This is a genomic window from Paenibacillus sp. FSL R5-0407 (genome assembly GCF_038009185.1).
Classification (GTDB): Bacteria; Bacillota; Bacilli; order Paenibacillales; family Paenibacillaceae; genus Fontibacillus; species Fontibacillus vini.
In genome coordinates this window covers 2199937-2217545 of record NZ_JBBPAX010000001.1, presented here as the reverse complement: position 1 = coordinate 2217545, position 17609 = coordinate 2199937, and the positions used below count along the sequence as shown (strand labels likewise).

At 49.9% G+C, this 17609-nt stretch carries 15 protein-coding genes; 9 read left to right on the top strand and 6 right to left on the bottom strand.

All coding sequences use genetic code 11. The features are described 5' to 3' along the window. Window positions 1-139: 139 nt before the first annotated feature. Window positions 140-1561: a polysaccharide deacetylase family protein gene (locus NYE70_RS10535; RefSeq protein ID WP_341047572.1), complete on the top strand. Its 1422-nt coding sequence runs from the start codon at window positions 140-142 to the stop codon at window positions 1559-1561. A gap of 85 nt (window positions 1562-1646) precedes the next feature. Here the strand turns inward: NYE70_RS10535 and ilvD are convergent, their stop codons facing one another. The 3 genes from ilvD to NYE70_RS10520 all read right to left on the bottom strand — a co-directional run bounded on the left by ilvD (window position 1647) and on the right by NYE70_RS10520 (window position 4948). Continuing rightward, entirely contained in the window at window positions 1647-3335 is a 1689-nt protein-coding gene (gene ilvD / locus NYE70_RS10530) for a dihydroxy-acid dehydratase (RefSeq protein ID WP_341047570.1), read from the bottom strand. A 167-nt stretch (window positions 3336-3502) separates the two neighbouring features. Next, window positions 3503-3763 carry a KGG domain-containing protein gene (locus NYE70_RS10525; RefSeq protein ID WP_211020091.1) on the bottom strand — a complete coding sequence of 87 codons (261 nt, stop codon included), beginning with the start codon at window positions 3761-3763 and terminating at the stop codon, window positions 3503-3505. A 144-nt stretch (window positions 3764-3907) separates the two neighbouring features. Next, window positions 3908-4948: an acyltransferase family protein gene (locus NYE70_RS10520; RefSeq protein ID WP_290406051.1), complete on the bottom strand. Its 1041-nt coding sequence runs from the start codon at window positions 4946-4948 to the stop codon at window positions 3908-3910. A gap of 285 nt (window positions 4949-5233) precedes the next feature. Between NYE70_RS10520 and NYE70_RS10515 the strand changes: the two genes are divergently transcribed. From NYE70_RS10515 to mgrA, 3 genes are all read left to right on the top strand, one after another. Further along, entirely contained in the window at window positions 5234-6001 is a 768-nt protein-coding gene (locus NYE70_RS10515) for an HAD family hydrolase (RefSeq protein WP_211020089.1), read from the top strand. Between the two features lie 26 nt (window positions 6002-6027). Further along, complete coding sequence (locus NYE70_RS10510) at window positions 6028-6789, top strand: NAD-dependent protein deacylase (protein WP_211020088.1); 762 nt, start codon at window positions 6028-6030, stop codon at window positions 6787-6789. Between the two features lie 111 nt (window positions 6790-6900). Further along, entirely contained in the window at window positions 6901-7908 is a 1008-nt protein-coding gene (gene mgrA, locus NYE70_RS10505) for an L-glyceraldehyde 3-phosphate reductase (protein WP_213656475.1), read from the top strand. A gap of 37 nt (window positions 7909-7945) precedes the next feature. Here mgrA and NYE70_RS10500 read toward each other — a convergent pair whose 3' ends face one another. Continuing rightward, window positions 7946-8827, bottom strand: a complete 882-nt coding sequence (locus tag NYE70_RS10500; protein WP_290406050.1) for an AraC family transcriptional regulator — start codon at window positions 8825-8827, stop codon at window positions 7946-7948. A gap of 148 nt (window positions 8828-8975) precedes the next feature. Here NYE70_RS10500 and NYE70_RS10495 point away from each other — a divergent pair, with 148 nt between their 5' ends. Genes NYE70_RS10495 through NYE70_RS10485 form a run of 3 tightly spaced genes read left to right on the top strand, consistent with a single transcriptional unit; the run spans window position 8976 to window position 12749 of the window. Then, complete coding sequence (locus NYE70_RS10495; RefSeq protein WP_435530061.1) at window positions 8976-10139, top strand: galactokinase; 1164 nt, start codon at window positions 8976-8978, stop codon at window positions 10137-10139. 2 nt (window positions 10140-10141) lie between these two features. Further along, window positions 10142-11131, top strand: a complete 990-nt coding sequence (galE, locus tag NYE70_RS10490; RefSeq protein ID WP_211020085.1) for a UDP-glucose 4-epimerase GalE — start codon at window positions 10142-10144, stop codon at window positions 11129-11131. A gap of 13 nt (window positions 11132-11144) precedes the next feature. After that, window positions 11145-12749 carry a UDP-glucose--hexose-1-phosphate uridylyltransferase gene (locus NYE70_RS10485; protein WP_341045930.1) on the top strand — a complete coding sequence of 535 codons (1605 nt, stop codon included), beginning with the start codon at window positions 11145-11147 and terminating at the stop codon, window positions 12747-12749. A gap of 260 nt (window positions 12750-13009) precedes the next feature. Here NYE70_RS10485 and NYE70_RS10480 read toward each other — a convergent pair whose 3' ends face one another. Both NYE70_RS10480 and NYE70_RS10475 read right to left on the bottom strand, forming a co-directional pair. Next, window positions 13010-13927, bottom strand: a complete 918-nt coding sequence (locus NYE70_RS10480) for an IS3 family transposase (RefSeq protein WP_280520412.1) — start codon at window positions 13925-13927, stop codon at window positions 13010-13012. A gap of 11 nt (window positions 13928-13938) precedes the next feature. Further along, window positions 13939-14259: a transposase gene (locus tag NYE70_RS10475; protein ID WP_211020868.1), complete on the bottom strand. Its 321-nt coding sequence runs from the start codon at window positions 14257-14259 to the stop codon at window positions 13939-13941. A gap of 696 nt (window positions 14260-14955) precedes the next feature. Between NYE70_RS10475 and NYE70_RS10470 the strand changes: the two genes are divergently transcribed. Further along, window positions 14956-16176: an IS256 family transposase gene (locus tag NYE70_RS10470; protein WP_211020084.1), complete on the top strand. Its 1221-nt coding sequence runs from the start codon at window positions 14956-14958 to the stop codon at window positions 16174-16176. Between the two features lie 260 nt (window positions 16177-16436). Continuing rightward, window positions 16437-17600: an iron-containing alcohol dehydrogenase gene (locus NYE70_RS10465; RefSeq protein ID WP_341045928.1), complete on the top strand. Its 1164-nt coding sequence runs from the start codon at window positions 16437-16439 to the stop codon at window positions 17598-17600. Window positions 17601-17609 lie beyond the last annotated feature (9 nt).

The following is a 17609-nucleotide window of genomic DNA, read 5'->3' as shown; positions in this document are numbered from 1 at the left end:
CGCCGGACCTGGCAAAACATCCAGACTCTTTTCCAAAAAAATGACCCTACTCACGTGCTGTGTATGATAAAATAGTGGGGATGCTATGCTTTAGGGCATGACAAAGTCATTGATCATAGAAAAGTGGGGAAGAAGCGACATGGAGACTTTGCTGCTGTGGTTATTCTATATTTCATCGCTATATGCGTTCATACCTGGACTGATTACACGCATATTTGGCTTTCGGGTGTTCAGACGCGGGGTGAGCGATGATACATTTGCACTTACTTTTGACGATGGTCCAGATCCTGTTTATACCCCTAAATTGCTGGATTTGCTGAAGCGTCATGATGCCAAGGCAACCTTCTTCGTTGTCGGTTCCAATGCGGAGAAACATCCCGATTTGATTAAACGGATGCATGAGGAAGGCCATTTGATCGGAAGTCATAATTATGTGCATAAGACAAACTGGCTGATGGGACCTGCGGCCGTCAAGAAACAGATACAGAAAACAAGCAACATCATTCAGGAAGTAACAGGGCTCAAAACGAATTACTATCGTCCGCCATGGGGCATTGTGAACCTGTTTGATTTCGCGAAGCGGGATAATACGCAAATTGTGCTCTGGTCAGCGATGTTCAGTGACTGGCGCGAACGGATTGGCGCAGATCGCTTGACCGAGCGGATGATGAAGAAGCTTCGGGGCGGAGAGGTATTCCTCCTGCATGATTGCGGATCTACGCTGGGAGCTAACAGCGGCGCACCGGGCGAAATGCTGATCGCTTTGGACCGGATTCTGCAAGAGGCGGAGAAGAGAAATCTGAGAAGCATTCGGGTAGATGAATTGATTCGGACAAGCGAATCGGTGAAGCGGAATAAGAATCTGGCGAGTTCTGACGGGAAGGTTACACCGGTCGGTCCCAAGCGGTTGTCGTGGGCCAAACGATGCGTTGTTTTTTTGTGGTTGCTTTGGGAAAAAATATTCCACCTGTTGTTCCAGCTTCAAACGGCCAACAAGGAAGATCCGTTCTTGCATTTTCGAATCCGGCCTTATCACGGGGACCCTGTTGAAATGATCGGAGGAAACATGCTTCGCGGCGGAGACAAGGTCATGGAACTGCATTTTGACAATAAAAAGCTGTTTGAAATAGGTACGCGCTCCAAGTCTCCCGTACAGCTGGCCATCAAAATGGTTCGCAGTATGGAGAAGGAATTGCCGAAGCTGGCAAAGATCGTGGTGGACCATCACGAATTGCATGAGGTCAAAGCGCTGTACGGCGTAAGCATGATTAACCGCGGACCTGAACAGTTCGGCTTTACGGTGACCGATCTTCCGAAAGGCTGGTTTGCCAAGTCATCGCAATGGTACTTGAAATTTTTGCTTCGAGTCATTCATCCGGATGGAGGCTCCCGGTTAAAACAGTCCGCCGAGCATATGATTCCCAAGCTGATCGTAATGCCTGTGGATTATCTCGTCACACAGTATTTGACAGACGGTTCTCATCGGAAGATGGCCGGGAAACAGGAAAATGAAGTAGTGGAAGAAGAAGCGGTTTTAAGCGCGACGATTCCATGCCCATAGCACTTTTAAATCCATGATACAAAAAAGAAACCGTCCGGCAACTGCCCGGACGGTTTCTTCATGTATGTTGATTATCAAATGAATATTAGATCTTCAATACGCCGCCGGAGCTAGCGTTAGTAACGAGCTTGGAATAACGGGCAAGGTAGCCGGTTTTAACTTTTGGCTCGAAGCCTTTCCAGTTGGCGCGGCGGCGTGCCATTTCATCGTCATCGACATGCAGTTCGATCTTCCGGTTGTTCAGATCCAATTCGATGATGTCACCATCTTCGACAAAGGCGATCGGTCCGCCTTCAGCGGCTTCCGGAGAAATATGTCCGATGCTGATGCCGCGGGAAGCGCCGGAGAAGCGTCCGTCGGTGATGAGGCCGACTTTGGCTCCAAGGCCCATGCCGACGATTTGGGAAGTAGGAGCCAGCATTTCCGGCATACCCGGTCCGCCTTTTGGTCCTTCATAGCGGATGACCACTACGCTGCCTTCCTTCACCTTGCCGTTTGCGATGCCTTCAAGCGCTTGCTCCTGGGAGTCGAAGCAGATGGCAGGGCCTTTATGATAGCCGCCGACCGAAGGATCTACGGCGCCGACTTTGATGACGGAACCTTCCGGAGCCAGGTTACCGTACAGAATGGCCAAGCCGCCTTTTTCCGAATGCGGCTTATCGATCGGATGGATGACGCTATGATCCAGAATCTCGCAGCCTTCCACGTTTTCGGCAATCGTTTTGCCTGTTACTGTGATCCGGTCTCCATAAATGGCTCCCGGCTTCTTGAGCAGCTCATGCAGCACGGCGCTTACGCCGCCGGCGCGGTGAACGTCCTCGATGAAAAGATCGGAGGCCGGAGCCAGCTTGGCGATATGAGGTACGCGGTTTGCTACTTCATTAATGCGCTCCAGCGGATAATCGATCCCCGCTTCCTGCGCCAAGGCGAGTGTGTGCAGCACCGTATTTGTGGAGCCGCCCATAGCCATGTCGAGTGCAAACGCGTTGTCGATCGATTCCTGGGTTACGATGTCGCGCGGTTTAAGGTCCAGCTTGATCAATTCCATCAGCTGACGTGCCGATTGTCTTACGAAATCGCGGCGTTCTTCAGCCACCGCCAGGATCGTTCCGTTACCCGGCATAGCCAAGCCCAATGCTTCCGCCAGACAGTTCATGGAGTTAGCCGTGAACATACCGGAACAAGAGCCGCAAGTAGGACAACCGAATTGTTCAAGCTCGAGCAGATCATCATCGCTGATTTGTCCCGCTTGATGGGCGCCTACGCCTTCAAATACCGAAGTAAGCGAAAGCTTGCGGCCTTTGCTGTCTACGCCGGCCTTCATCGGTCCGCCGCTGACAAACACGGTCGGAATGTTGACGCGAAGTGCGCCCATCATCATTCCCGGCGTGATTTTGTCGCAGTTCGGGATGCAGACCATGCCGTCGAACCAGTGTGCGGAAACGACGGTTTCCAGGGAGTCGGCGATAATTTCCCGGCTCGGCAGAGAATAACGCATTCCGATGTGGCCCATGGCGATTCCGTCGTCCACACCGATCGTGTTGAACTCAAACGGTACGCCGCCGGCTTCGCGAATTGCTTCTTTGACGATTTTGCCGAACTCCTGCAGATGCACGTGTCCTGGCACGATATCGATATACGAGTTGCACACCGCGATAAACGGTTTGCCGAAATCTTCTTCCTTCACGCCTGCGGCCCGCAGTAAGCTGCGGTGAGGAGCGCGGTCGAAGCCTTTTTTGATCATGTCTGAACGCATTTTTTTTGCTGCCAAGATGATTCACCCCACTAAAAGAATATATTGATTTTGGAACTTTACACCGCTAAAGGTTTTCTTTAAAGTCTATCATATGTATTCCGGTTTTTCTAGCAACGAAAAAAAGAAACCCCGGTGCTACCGGAGCTTCTTCTGCAAGGAAACCGGGTAAATAACCACGGCTTCCATTATTTGTTGTTATTATTGCGGGCTTCTCCGCCTTTTCGGCCAATCTCGCGGTAAAACTCCTTGTCATGCTTCTCCGAAGTGGCTTCTCCGCCCTTTTGGCCAATCTCTTGGTAGAATTCCTTGTCATGGTTGCGGGAGGTTGCTTCTCCGCCCTTTTGGCCGATCTCCTGATAAAATTCCTTACCGTGGTTTTTGGAGGTGGCTTGTCCTCCTAAACGGCCTGCTTCCTCACGGCTCATTTTACCCTTGCTCCGTGCCATGCTTATCAACTCCTTAGGTCGTTTTTGTCTTCCGTATGCTTTATTTACCACGGTCAGTTAGTTTGAAACCAATATTCGAAATAAAAAGCAAAAAAGCAAAAAGGACCTATATGGTCCTTTTTGTGTATTTTATATCAAAATTTGTTAATGATTGAATTGTCCGAGAGCTCTACGCTCCAATTCTACTACCCATTGAACCGGCGGTTCAATCGCCGGGGAGGTCCATTTACGGACAGCCGGCTGGCTGAGCAATACGGTCAGGATCACAGCCCCGGCAATCAGACCGAGGGTGGCCGCTCCCGTATGAATATAGTCATAGAGCGGAGAAGCCGCCGCCAGACGGATAATCAAGCCGTGAAGCAAAAAGACGTACAGCGTTCTGCGTCCGAAATCCGTCAGCCGACTCTCTTTTGCCGGAACAAAGGAAAGGAAGATGGCCCCGGCAAACAGCTGCAATAGGTACAAAGACAGTCGGATTAACCCGGCATACCATTCGTGATGATCGAGCTGCATATAAGTCATGTTTCCATATAACCAGCCGGGAATCAGATTGCCGCCTCCCAGGTAAAGTACAAGGAAGAGTCCTGCCGATAGCATCATGCCGGTGACTCTAACCTTACGGGTAAGGAATTTCTCCAAAGCGGCAAAAGAAAAGTGATAGCCCGCTATAAAGAACGGGAGGAACACAAAGGTCCGGGAAAAGCTGAGCCAGGTTCCGTCCAATTGCAGATAGCCGACCAGTACGCCCAGAAGGACCGAGATGGCAATCTGTTGAAGCGGCGAACACTTGCGTAAGGAAAGCAGGACCAAACGCCAGCAGAAATGGCTGGCCAGGAACCAAAGAAGCAGGTAGGGTGCAAAGAACGAATGTTGAATATTTTTCACTTGGAATACGGTTATATCAAGCACGGAGTACAAGGTTTGAAAAATAATATACTGCATGCCGATCTGAAGCAGTACTTTGCGGCCGGCTTCCCCGGTGAGGCTGGATTTGGCAAAATACCCGGTTACAAATACGAACAGAGGCATATGAAAAGTGAAAATCCACATATAGAGCGAATGAATTCCATCCATCCGGCTAATTAGCGGTTCTATCGCATTGCCGATAAAAACGCATACGATGAGCAGAAAGCGCAGGTTGAGGAAAAATGTCTCACCCCGTTGATTTAAATGTGTTGCCGACATGACGTTAAGCCCCTTCCCATGCAGCTTTCGCTACCCGTAAAGCAATAGCGGAGCAACAGCTGGAATATTAAAAATTTGAATTATTGTTCTCTTGTTTAAAAATACTCTCTTTGAATGGCAAACCTTGTGATTATTATCACAATGGAAAACGCTCTCAGATGTCTTAGTTGTGACCAACTGATGAAACCTGCTCCATTGCGGTTTTGTCTCTTTGCTATGCACGGGGTACAATGAGGATAATATATAGAAAATTCAGGATTTTAGGCGATGCTTGGAGGTGCTTGAATGCCAGTTGTACATATCGGGGATCATCCGGTTCCGTGCCGGGGGATTTTGTTCGATAAAGACGGAACCCTGCTCGATTTTATGGAGCTTTGGGGAGGTTGGGCGGAGACGCTGACCAAGCTGCTGGAAGGTCATCTTGCGGTATTGGGAGCTAAGTTGCCGGTCTCTGCGACAGGGCTGATGGGCTTACATTACGATAAGGCAGGACGTGCCGCAGGATATGACAGAACCGGCCCGCTTGCGATGGGGACGGAAGAAGAAGTCACCGCGATCTTGGCCTGGCAGCTTTATAATGCCGGAGTACCATGGAACGAAGCTGTAGTTCAAGTCCGCCAATTCAGCGCTTCGGCAATGGTAGAAGTTGAAAAACGGAAGAGCGCCCACCCGATGCCTGGTTTGGGCGGCTTCCTGGATTCCTGCCGCATTGCGGGAATACGACTCGGGGTAGTTACTTCCGACACGACGCCCGAGGCTTTGAAGCATCTGGAATGGCTCGGCATCCTGGAATATTTCGATAGCGTGGTCGGCCGGGACAGGGTGATTAAAGGGAAACCTGATCCGGAGATGGCTTATTTGGCCATGCGCGAGCTGGGGATTACCCCGGAGGAGTGCGTGGTGATCGGAGACAGCAATGCGGATATGGCGATGGGGGTGCGGGCCGGTGCGGCACTGAGGCTCGGAATCGCGCCGGACGGCGATGGAGCCAGCTATCTGCTTGATGCTGACAAAATTATTACCGATTATACGGAGTTGAAGGCGACCCCATAAAAGGGGCCGGAAGGAGGACTTATACGATGGCAGGGATATCGCAGTCGAAAAGTGATATTTTGGCGGAATGGATTCAGGCAAGCAAGAGGATTGTATTCTTTGGGGGAGCAGGTGTCTCTACGGAGAGCGGGATACCCGATTTTCGTTCCGCCGCGGGGATCTATCAAATGGAAAAGGAATCGCCTTACTCCCCTGAGGAAATATTAAGCCGGAGTTTCTTTGATCGTCATCCGGAAGTATTCTTTGATTTCTACAAAACAAAGATGATTCATCCGGAAGCAAGGCCGAATCCGAGTCATTTCCTGCTGGCCGATTTGGAGAAGGAAGGCAAGCTCCAGGCCGTCGTGACGCAAAATATAGACGGTCTGCACCAAATGGCGGGCAGCAAGAACGTCCTGGAGCTTCATGGCTCGATACACCGCAACTCTTGCATGGACTGCGGCCGCTTCCATAGCTTGGACGAGGTGATGGGTAGTCCGGAGGTTGTTCCTCACTGCAAAGCGTGCGGCGGGGTCGTGAAGCCCGATGTCGTATTGTACGAAGAAAGCCTGGACGAGCGGGTCATCGGGGAGACGGTCAAGTCCATAGCGGAAGCGGACTTGCTGTTGATCGGCGGAACCTCGCTCACAGTTCAGCCTGCCGCATCCTTCATCACCTATTTCCGGGGAGAACGGACCGTTCTGCTCAATGCTTCCAGCACGGCCTTCGATCACAGAGCCGATCTTCACATCAAGGATCCGATCGGGAATGTGATGAAGGACGTCGGAGAGAAGCTTCGCGGGCTCTAAGTAGTCGAATTGTTTAAATAAGAAGCAAGAAAACGGTTTCTTGCCAAAGGCATTTGAACGAGCTATTATATTTTGCGAAGGCATTTCACATCAGGAAGGATGGGAAACAAGATGGTCTATACCGCCAGCGATGATCGCTATGAAACTATGAAATATAACCGTGTAGGACGTTCCGGCTTGAAGCTGCCGGCCATTTCGCTCGGATTGTGGCATAACTTCGGAGGTGTGGATACCTTCGAAAACGGACGTGAAATGTTACGGCGTGCGTTTGATCTTGGAATCACTCATTTTGACCTGGCTAATAATTACGGGCCCCCTGCGGGTTCGGCCGAAGAAATGTTTGGACAGGTTTTAAAGAAAGACTTCGCTCCTTACCGGGATGAAATGGTGGTTTCCACCAAAGCCGGTTATTATATGTGGCCTGGACCATACGGAGAATGGGGGTCCCGCAAGTACCTGGTCTCCAGTCTGGACCAAAGCCTGAAGCGGATGGGCCTTGATTATGTGGATATTTTCTATTCGCATCGCCCCGATCCGGAGACTCCGCTGGAGGAAACCATGATGGCTCTGGATCATATCGTGCGCTCGGGAAAAGCGCTGTATGTGGGGATTTCCAGCTACTCTGCGGAACAGACCGCCGAGGCTGTTGCTATCCTGAAAGAATTGGGGACCCCGCTGCTCATTCATCAGCCAAGCTATTCCATGCTTGAACGCTGGATCGAGAACGGATTGCAGGACGTATTGGAAGAAAACGGTGTAGGCAGCATTGCTTTCTGCCCTCTCGCTCAAGGCTTGCTCACAAACAAATACCTGAACGGCATTCCGGACGATTCCCGGGCCAAGAGCAGCACAGGGTTTCTGAAAGAAGAACAGATCACGCCGGAAACGCTGCGGAAAGTCCGGGCGTTGAACCAAATGGCTGCGGCCCGCGGCCAAAGTCTGGCACAATTCGCGCTCGCTTGGGTGCTGCGCGGCGGCAGAGTGACCTCCGCCCTGATCGGTGCCAGCCGTGTCAGTCAGATCGAGGAGAATGTGCAGGCGCTCAGCAAGCTGGACTTCAGCGAAGAGGAACTGGCCCGCATCGAAACGATTTTGAATACGAATGGAGATCATCAATAATTAAGCGCATTAAGGGACACACCCCTATTATCCGGCATCATGGATGGATAGGGGTGTTTTTTAGATGAGGCTGCCCTGACGCGTTTTTCCGGTACGCGCTGGGGGACTCGCCGTGGAATCGGCGGAATTGGCGGGAGAAATACAAGGCGTCCGCCAAGCCGACGGAAGCAGCGATTTGCTCGATAGACAATTCAGGCCGCTCGCGGAGCAACTGACGCGATTTGTCGATTCTCAGCTTCAGCAGGTAGGTGACGGGCGTAAGCCCGGTTTCTTTTTTGAAAATTCTGGACAAATAGGCCCGGTTATACCCAAGGCTCGAACACATCTGTTCAATCGATAAAGGATGCGCATATTGGCTGGACATGTAGTGGATCATTTGTTTAACGATACGCTGCACACCTGTCTCGCCCGCCGGAAGCGCGGACTCCCTTACAAGCGTCTCCTCCGCATCTGCCATGATAAGATGCAGGTATCCGAGCGAAGCGAGATGAGAGCTGGGCTTTTTACTGCGAAAAGCTTGAAGGACCGTCTCCAGCAGTCCGGGAATCCGGCTGTCAGGGCCGGGTTGGAACACCGGAAGATGGGGCGTGAAGCCCGCCCGGGAGATGAGTTGGTACGCTTTGTCTCCATTAAAAGCAATCCACCGGTAACGCCATGGAGCGACCGTATCGGAAGCGTAGCTGACAAGCTGGTCCGGCTGGATCAGGAAACAATCGCCTTCACTGAGATCGTAATGGGCGAATTCGGTTTGAAAGCTGCCTTTGCCTTCCTCAACAAAATGAAGAAGAAAGTAATCATAGACTTTAGGGCCGAGACGGTGATCGGCCTGGGTCTGGCTTTCCCCGGCAAACAGCACATGCAGGTCGCTAACCTCATTAATTTCCGGATTGGCTGCCGCGCTATAAGTTTCATGAATCATTAGAGAGCCTTCCTTTCTGCAGGATGGTCACATTTGTCCATATAATTCTCGCATAGATGCATTATCAAAAACAAGGCTGTTTTTTATACTAAGTGTAGAACTTAAGATTCCATGAAGATGGGGTGTACGTAAAATGAAAAAACAGGAAATGGAACAATTGTTTATATCACGTTGCGGAGGGAGCGAAGAAACCGTAAGGATCTTCAATGCTCCGGGCCGGGTCAATCTGATCGGCGAGCATATCGATTACAACGGCGGTTATGTGCTGCCGGCCGCTCTGGAATTCGGAACCACGGTTGCCGTCCGGAAACGGAACGATAAGAAAGTTACATTTGCATCAACCAATTTGTCTTATACTGCTGAAATCGAACTGGATGAATTGGGCAAAGCCAAAACGGAAGAGTGGGTTGATTATCCGGTAGGCGTGATCGTGGAGCTTGGTAAAAAGGGAATTACCCTCACTAGCGGTTATGATCTGCTGTTCCATGGTGAAATACCGAACGGGGCGGGCCTTTCCTCTTCGGCTTCCATTGAAGTAGTAACTGCCTTTGCGCTGCTGTCCATGGAAGGGCAACCTACGGATAAAGTCGAAATCGCAGTCCTTTCGCAAAAAGCGGAGAACCTCTATGTAGGCGTAAACAGCGGAATTATGGACCAATTCGCCGTATCGAACGGGGCCCGGGATCATGCGATTCTGCTCATGTGCGATACGCTGGAGTATAAATTGGTGCCGTTCAAGACGGGAGCGTACAAGCTGGTCATCGGCAACACCAACAAGCGCAGAGGACTGGTGGACTCCAAATATAACGAGCGCCGGGAACAGTGTGACGCTGCTCTCCGCATCGTTCAGGAGGAAGAACCTCAGATTCAGTATTTGGCTCACCTGTCGCCGGAACGTTTTGAACAAATGAAAGGGAAGTTCACGGATGAAGTGCTGCTCCGGCGCGCGGCCCATGTGGTGGAAGAAAACGCCCGCGTGTTGAAATCGGTGGATGCGCTGAGCGCAAACGACCTGACTGCCTTTGGTGCGCTGATGAACGCCTCTCACGATTCCCTGCGCGATCTGTATGAAGTAAGCTGCATGGAGCTGGATGTGATGGTGGAAGAAGCACGCAAGATTGAAGGTACGCTTGGCGCGCGGATGACCGGTGCCGGATTTGGCGGCTGCACGGTATCCCTTGTTCATGAAGATGCAGTAGACCGCTTTGTATCCGAAGTAGGCTCGGCTTATAAGGAACGTACCGGTCTGGAAGGCGAGTTTTATGTATGCGGCGTCGGCAATGGAGTCCATGAAGTGAAAGGGGATAACTGAACATGGCGATTTTAGTGACTGGCGGAGCCGGATATATCGGTTCCCATACGGTAGCGGAACTGCTGGACAAAGGCAAGGAAGTTGTAGTTATCGACAATCTGCAATCCGGGCATAGAGGGGCGCTGCTTGGCGGGAAGCTGTATGAAGGGGATTTGCGTGACAAAGAGCTGCTCGCCAAACTGTTCGCCGAGAATGAGATTGAAGCCGTAATTCATTTTGCCGCTAACTCCCTGGTCGGAGAAAGCATGCAAAATCCGGTGAAATACTACGACAACAACGTTTACGGAACACTCTGCCTGCTTGAAGCGATGGATGCCGCGAATGTGCGGAAAATCGTCTTCTCCTCCACGGCGGCGACCTACGGCGAACCGGATAAGGTGCCGATTGAAGAGACCGATCCTACGCAGCCTACTAATGTGTATGGGGAAACCAAGCTGATGATGGAACGGATGATGTCTTGGTTCGATAAGGTGCTGGGTATCAAATACGTAGCTCTCCGTTACTTTAATGCTGCAGGAGCTCACGAGAGCGGGCGGATCGGCGAAGATCACAATCCGGAAAGTCACTTGATTCCGCTGATCCTGCAAACGGCGCTGGGTCAACGTGATTCGATCAAGGTGTTCGGTGACGACTACAATACACCTGACGGAACTTGCGTCCGCGACTATATCCATGTCGGCGATTTGGCCGATGCCCATATGCGTGCGGTTGACTATTTGATCGGCGGCGGAGACAGCAACGTGTTCAATCTTGGAAACGGTCAAGGCTTCTCGGTCAAAGAGGTTATTGCCAAAGTCAAAGAAGTGACAGGCCGCGACTTCCCGGTTGTCCTTAGCCCGCGGCGGGAAGGCGACCCTGCCATTTTGATCGCCTCTTCGGATAAAGCGAGAACCGTGCTCGGCTGGGAACCTACCCGTAACAAATTGGACGATATTATCCGCAGCGCCTGGGAATGGCATCTCAATCATCCTGACGGCTACGGTGACAACTAAGGAGTGAAGAATAGTGGAAGCTGAAGCTAACCAAAACAGACAAGAAGCGCAGTATGCTATAGAACGGCTGACTCACTATGCTTTGCAGCAAGGGTTGATCGACTGGTGGGATCTCGATTATTCGCGAAACCGGCTACTGGAATTATTCGGATTTGACGAGCCGTTTGCAGGCGAAGTCGGCGAGGAAGTATTGACCGGACCGCAGGAACCGCTAAACGTATTGATCGACTATGGCGTTGAAATCGGACTGATTCCGGAAAATACGGATACTTTCCGTGATTTGCTGGACGCCCGTATCATGGGACTTTTAATGCCGCGTCCTTCGGAAACAATTGCTAAATTCCGTCAAACGGCAGAGAATGGCGGCATTCAAGCGGCTACGGATGAATTCTATAAGCTGTCCGTGGACAGTAACTATATCCGGATGGACCGGGTTGCACAAAATATATATTGGAACCAGCCGACGTCCTTCGGTGATATGGAGATCACGATTAACCTCTCCAAGCCGGAAAAAAATCCGAAGGAAATCGCGATGGCGAAGCTGCTTCCGCCGCCGATTTATCCGAAGTGCCAGCTCTGCCGGGAAAATGTGGGTTACGCAGGGCGGATCAACCATCCGGCCCGGCAAAATCTGCGCGTCATTCCGCTCGAGCTGAACGAGGAACCGTGGTTTTTCCAATACTCGCCTTACGTGTATTACAATGAGCATTGCATCGTATTCCACCATGATCATGTGCCAATGAAGCTGACCAAGTTGACCTTGAAGCGGCTGCTTGATTTTACCGGGCGGTTCCCGCACTACTTTATCGGGTCCAACGCGGACTTGCCGATCGTGGGCGGCTCCATTCTGACGCATGACCATTTCCAGGGTGGACGTCACACCTTCCCGCTGGAGAAGGCGCCGATCGAAGCGGTGTTCAGCCATCCGGAATTTGGCGGAGTAACGGCGAGCATGGTGCACTGGCCAATGTCGGTGCTGCGGCTTAAGGGACAGGATCCTGAAGTTTTGCTGGAGGCAGCGAACGATCTGTATGAAAAATGGAAAGCCTACAGCGATCCTGATGCGGAAGTGCTGGCCTTTAGCGAAAATACCGAAGGTGGTTCCGGCGAACCTGTGCCGCATAACACGGTTACGCCGATCGTCCGGCGGAGCGCGGACGGCGGATATGAATTCGATATTGTACTGCGCAACAATCGCACGAATGAGCAGCATCCCGAAGGAATCTTCCACCCTCACCGGGAAATGCACCATATCAAAAAAGAAAATATCGGCTTGATCGAAGTGATGGGCCTCGCGATTTTGCCGGGCCGTCTGAAACAGGAACTGGCCGATATTGCGGGTATTTTGAGCGGCGACGCTGCTTTGTACGAGCGGACCGTTTCGGATCCGGCCGGCGACAGCCCGTTGGCGGTTCACGCCGATTGGATTAAGGAGCTGGTGTCTCGCCACGGCATGACGCTGGAGCGCGAGCAGGCCGATGCGCTGCTCAAAGAAGAAGTAGGCCGCAAGTTTGCGGAGATTTTAGGCCACGCGGGTGTCTTTAAAGTAGACGAAGCCGGACGCGAAGCGTTCCGCCGCTTTGTCGGCGCCGCGGGTTATCAAGAGCTGTCCTCCTAGGGGGGACGGCTTTTTTACTTTTTGCGGCTATAGGATGGGGCAATGGGGGAACAAACAATGTGGCTTGAGGTATGTAAACTGTGGAAAAGCGCATTGGAATGGAATGAATCGGAGTGAAGTCCCATTGGATTTTTCCAGTGAGAAGATGCAACAAAAGCAGGCTGAGATAGTTTGATTGGATATTCGGCTAGGCCCCTTAAATCCGGAGTCTTACCCACCAAAAATGGCTCGTTCGCATAATAGCTCACTATTTCAAACAATTACATCGCTTTATGAAATTCAGACGTATCCTCCTGCGTTTTAACCCAAACAGAAAATACCGCAGGAGGCATTCTTTTTAAACTGCCATGCATTTTTCTGTTGTTGTAAAAGTCCATGTAACCATCTAAAGCCTCGTAAGCTTCCTCAAAAGTCATGAAGTCTCTTAGACTGAATAAATGTCGCTCAAGTACACTGTGGAAGGATTCAATGTAAGCATTCATGTTTGGTGTGCGTGGCGGTATTCTTTCATGAATGAGTTCCAGACTCTCGCACATATCCCCAAATAATTTACTTACAAATTGCGGCCCGTTATCTGTGCGAATTACAGGCATGGGTTCTCCTGGCTGTATGCGCTTCTGCAATGCATGACAAAGCGTCTGCACGGCATGTTTTGCCTCACACACAGGACCTCTATATTGACCAACCACGACACGATCAAATACATCAATAATGCTAAGTACAAAAAAGAACCGTTCGCGTCCGATTACATAACCATACTTAATATCCATTTGCCACAATTGATTCGATCCTGTGACCACCCGATTTTTCGGTAATCTCCGTGGATGGGCCGGCTTACGTTGGCGTGCTTTTTGTAGGATCCCTAGTTCCTTGCATAAGCGATGGGATTTCTTTTTATTCAGCCTTACGTTATATCGGTCACGGATGCAATGTCCAAGAAATTTGTAGCCATAAACATGCTCCTCACCCTCAATAAGCTCAAGAAGCCAACTGTTAATTTGGTCGTCACTTACTTGTTCTCCGTTAAAAGTATATGAGTATCCGGGCGCTGGACGTCCACTATGTCTTGCTCTGGAACGTCTTTCCGGGTCACTCATCCGCTTTTTACGATCGTAATAGGTGGATTCCGAGAGTCCCATGATCCGCAGAACGACTGCTGCTGCTTCTCCCCGCTTAATAAATTGCTCTGCTATTTCGAATTTTTCGGATAAGCGGGGTTCTGCTTTTTTAATAATTCACGAAGTATCTCTATTTCGAGTTCCTTCTCCCCGAGCACTTTAACCGCCTTTTCATAGCGTTGCTCAACATCTTGCAGTCGCCGTAGTTCTTGCAAATGCTCATCTGTTGCAGGGATTTCTTCTGTTGGAATTGAATCACGATACTCTTTAACCCACAAACGAATGGTTTCAGGATGCAAATCATACATGCGGGCCAACACCCCCACCTTAATTCCAGACAATGCTTCTTTAACGATTTGAATTTTGATTTCTTCTTTCCGCTTTTTCCCCATACTGGATCCTCTCCCTTACTTCTAGTATAAATTTTTTGGGTAGGAGGACTCCAGTTTTATTAGGGGGCCTAAGAGATTATCCAATGAAACAGCGAAGAGTCGCGTATACTAGCCGTTTTAATTGGATTTTTCCAACTAACTTGCCTTGATCTAACCGGATCATTCCTAGTAGTGGCTAATGGAGCGAAAGAGTTGAAGTTAAGTTGTTAAAGTAGATAGTGTGGAATGAAGTGGATGGTAAATGTTAGGTGGTATGTGGAGTTTGGGTGTGGAGTGAGGTAGGTAGAATGTGGTAGGTGCTATGTGCTATGTGCTATGTGTATGTGGTATTTGGTTTGTGGAGTGAGTAGTGAGTTAGTGAGTAGTGAGTAGTGAGTTAGTGAGGGAGCTGGTTAGTGTTAAGTGTTGTGGTATGTGCCTACCAGTCTGTGCGCGATTGGATAAAATCCAATCATATAGTCTAATATCTGTTGAAAATCAGATTTGGTTGGAGAAAATCCAATGAGCAAAGTGATTAGAGCAGGTTTGATGAGGTTTTGGGCTGTTTTCTCAGCCTCGTCATTGGAAAAAATCCAATCGCGTCTGAATTTTTGACCTAAATCGGAGATTTCGTTGGAAAAAATGAGTCTGTAAAATAATTTGTGTAAACTCCCAATTCTACTAAAATGGAAAGTAATAGAAAGGTTGGGGGAACACATGGGACTTTGGACAAAAGAGCAATTACGAGCTTTCATTAAGGAGAACAAACTGGTAACGGCTCAAGATGCACAGAACGCTTTGAAAGAGTTGTTTGCAGAGACCATTCAAGAGATGTTGGAGGCAGAACTCGATACACATCTTGGATATGAGAAGCATGAAGTTAAAGCCAAAGTAACACCCAATAGCCGGAATGGCAAGAGTAAAAAGACAGTGGTTAGCGAGTACGGTGAGCAAGAAATCATGGTCCCTCGGGATCGTTTGGGTGAGTTTGAGCCCTTGGTTATACAGAAACATCAGAAGAATGTGACCGGAATCGAAGATCAGATTATAGCTCTTTACGCTAAAGGTGTCAGCACTCGGGAGATTCAGGATCATCTCCAAAATCTGTACGGAATCGAAGTCTCGCCTACACTCATATCCAATGTTACGAACAAAATCGTACCTCTCATCAAGGAATGGCAAAATCGGCCACTTCAAGGTGTCTACGCGGTCATATACATGGACGCGATTCATTTTAAAGTGAAACAGGACGGAGCTATTGTAAATAAAGCTGCATACATGGTGATCGGAATTGATCTGGATGGGAATAAGGATGTGCTGGGTATGTGGATTGGCGAGAACGAATCCAGCAAGTTCTGGCTCAGCGTACTCAATGACCTTCGAAATCGAGGGGTCCAAGATATCCTTATTATCTGTGTGGACAACCTAAGTGGCTTCTCTGAAGCGATTGCAGCTTGCTATCCAAAGACCGAAATCCAAAAGTGTATCATTCACCAGATCCGTAATTCCACTCGCTACGTATCGTACAAAGATCTTAAGAAAGTCACCGCTGACTTGAAGCCGATTTACAAAGCAGCCACGGAAGAAGGCGCCCTGCTTGAACTGGATCGGTTCGAGGAAGTTTGGGGCACCAAGTATCCGCTCATTGTTCGCTCTTGGAGAAACAACTGGGGAGAGCTCTCAACGTTTTTCAAATACCCGCCGGAGATCCGCAAACTCATCTATACTACCAACATGATTGAAAGCTACCACCGGCAGCTTCGTAAAGTGACCAAAGGAAAAAGCATTTTCCCTACCGATGAAGCCTTGCTTAAAATGCTCTACCTAGCCACAATGGATGTTACTCGTAAATGGACAGGTCGTGTCCAAAATTGGGGGCAAATGCTACTCCAGCTATCCGTCTTCTTTCCGGATCGCATCAGTAACTATTTACGTTAGAAACGCCAAATCCCCCTCGGGGGATTTGCTTGACAATGAGTTTACACAAAAATCTTGACAGACCCGAAAAAATCCAATGAGGGTGCAGTGACACAATAAGCTATATCGCCTAAACTGCCTAAACCGCCCCTCACTAAACACATTAGATTTCCCACTTAAGCCTTAATAGTTCCGGCGTGGCGTTTGTTTTCACGTCTTGAATGGCAGTATAATCAAAGATGGCATGTTCATCTTATTTCATGATCAGGAGGGAACGAAACATGGATCGTTTTCAATTTCATAATCCGACTAAGCTGATTTTCGGCAAAGATCAATTGCAGGCATTAACACAAGAGGTTCCCCGCTATGGAAGCAAGGTATTGTTGGTCTATGGAGGCGGCAGCATTAAGCGCAGCGGGCTGTACGATAAAGTGACAGCAATCCTGAAAGAAATCGGAGCGGAAGTAATCGAGCTGTCCGGTGTGGAGCCGAATCCGCGATTGTCCACCGTGCATCGCGGCGTGGAGCTGTGCAAAACGAAGGGCATCGAACTGGTGCTTGCCGTCGGGGGCGGAAGCGTGCTTGACTGTTCGAAGGCGATTGCTGTCGGGGCCAAGTATGACGGCGATATGTGGGATTTCGCTGAACGGAAGGCTGCGCCGAAAGACGCGCTTCCACTGGGTACGGTGCTGACCATGGCGGCAACCGGTTCGGAAATGAACGGGAACTCGGTTATTTCCAATGAAGTGACTAAGGAGAAGCTGGGCTGGGGCAGTAAATTCGCTTACCCTGCGTTTTCGATTCTCGAGCCGGAAAATACGGTATCCTTGCCGAAAGATCAAACCGTATACGGTATGGTCGATATCATGTCGCATGTGTTTGAGCATTATTTTCATAAGGACACCAACACTCCTGTCCAGGACGGGTTCTGTGAAACCGTACTTCGTACGGTGATTGAAACGGCACCTAAACTGATTGAAGACCTGGAAAACACGGAATATCGCGAAACGATTCTCTATTGCGGAACGATGGCCTTGAACGGCGTTTTGAATATGGGACTGTCGGGAGACTGGGCAACCCACAACATTGAGCATGCGGTTTCGGCGGTGTACGATATTCCGCATGGCGGCGGGCTCGCCATCCTGTTCCCGAACTGGATGAAGCATGTCATGCATCATGACATTGCCCGGTTCAAACGCTTGGCTATCAACGTGTTTGACGTGAATCCGGAAGGCAAGAGTGATCAAGCTGTTGCCGAGGAGGGGATTGAAGCCCTTCGCTCGTTCTGGAATTCCATTGGTGCGCCGAGCCGGTTGGCTGATTATGAGATCGACGGCAGCAACTTGGAGATCATGGCCGACAAGGCGGTTCGTTTCGGATCCTTCGGCAATTTCGCACTGCTTAATAAGCAGGACGTTATGGAAATTTACCAAAGCTCGTTATAAGAGGTTGCT